Origin of the sequence: Isoptericola sp. 178 (assembly GCF_030586525.1) — a bacterium.
GTDB classification, from domain to species: domain Bacteria; phylum Actinomycetota; class Actinomycetes; order Actinomycetales; family Cellulomonadaceae; genus Isoptericola; species Isoptericola sediminis.
In genome coordinates this window covers 1-1,743 of record NZ_JAUQYN010000007.1, presented here as the reverse complement: position 1 = coordinate 1,743, position 1,743 = coordinate 1, and the positions used below count along the sequence as shown (strand labels likewise).

Below are 1,743 nucleotides of genomic sequence, written 5' to 3'. Positions count from 1 at the left end.
CCCGCCACCAGCAGACCGACCCTTCCGACCGCGAACCCGGCACCCCCGAAGAGGCACCGCACGGTGTACTAGCTCGACCCACCCAGCGGCAGGCTGTAGTCAATGTTCCACCCAGAGCAACCACCAGACGCACGATCGGCGCCTCAAGCGGCTGTGCATGACCCCCCACCAGGGTGGGAGGTATGTGCTCCTTAGAAAGGAGGTGATCCAGCCGCACCTTCCGGTACGGCTACCTTGTTACGACTTAGTCCCAATCGCCAGTCCCACCTTCGACCACTCCCTCCGGACGAACCGGTTGGGCCGTGAGCTTCGGGTGTTACCAACTTTCGTGACTTGACGGGCGGTGTGTACAAGGCCCGGGAACGTATTCACCGCAGCGTTGCTGATCTGCGATTACTAGCGACTCCGACTTCATGGGGTCGAGTTGCAGACCCCAATCCGAACTGAGACCGGCTTTTTGGGATTCGCTCCACCTTACGGTATCGCAGCCCTCTGTACCGGCCATTGTAGCATGCGTGAAGCCCAAGACATAAGGGGCATGATGATTTGACGTCATCCCCGCCTTCCTCCGAGTTGACCCCGGCAGTCTCCCATGAGTCCCCGGCATGACCCGCTGGCAACATAGGACAAGGGTTGCGCTCGTTGCGGGACTTAACCCAACATCTCACGACACGAGCTGACGACAACCATGCACCACCTGTGCACCGACCTTGCGGAACCACCATCTCTGGCAGCGTCCGGTGCATGTCAAGCCTTGGTAAGGTTCTTCGCGTTGCATCGAATTAATCCGCATGCTCCGCCGCTTGTGCGGGCCCCCGTCAATTCCTTTGAGTTTTAGCCTTGCGGCCGTACTCCCCAGGCGGGGCACTTAATGCGTTAGCTGCGGCACGGAACTCGTGGAATGAGCCCCACACCTAGTGCCCAACGTTTACGGCATGGACTACCAGGGTATCTAATCCTGTTCGCTCCCCATGCTTTCGCTCCTCAGCGTCAGTTGCGGCCCAGAGACCTGCCTTCGCCATCGGTGTTCCTCCTGATATCTGCGCATTCCACCGCTACACCAGGAATTCCAGTCTCCCCTACCGCACTCTAGTCTGCCCGTACCCGATGCACGCCCCAGGTTGAGCCTGAGGTTTTCACACCAGACGCGACAAACCGCCTACGAGCTCTTTACGCCCAATAATTCCGGACAACGCTTGCGCCCTACGTATTACCGCGGCTGCTGGCACGTAGTTAGCCGGCGCTTCTTCTGCAGGTACCGTCCACCCGAAGGCCTTCTTCCCTGCTGAAAGAGGTTTACAACCCGAAGGCCGTCATCCCTCACGCGGCGTCGCTGCATCAGGCTTTCGCCCATTGTGCAATATTCCCCACTGCTGCCTCCCGTAGGAGTCTGGGCCGTGTCTCAGTCCCAGTGTGGCCGGTCGCCCTCTCAGGCCGGCTACCCGTCGACGCCTTGGTAGGCCATTACCCCACCAACAAGCTGATAGGCCGCGAGCCCATCCCCCACCGAAAAACTTTCCAACACCCGACATGCGTCGAGTGCTCGTATCCGGTATTAGACCCCGTTTCCAGGGCTTATCCCGAAGTGGAGGGCAGGTTGCTCACGTGTTACTCACCCGTTCGCCACTGATCCACCCAGCAAGCTGGGCTTCACCGTTCGACTTGCATGTGTTAAGCACGCCGCCAGCGTTCGTCCTGAGCCAGGATCAAACTCTCCGTGAAAGAGAGAAAACACCACACACC

Annotated in this window: 1 rRNA gene; it reads right to left on the bottom strand. The window is 59.5% G+C overall.

From position 1 onward, the window contains the following. Positions 1–195: 195 nt before the first annotated feature. Positions 196–1,722: ribosomal RNA gene (locus Q6349_RS15275) — 16S ribosomal RNA — on the bottom strand. Positions 1,723–1,743: the final 21 nt, after the last annotated feature.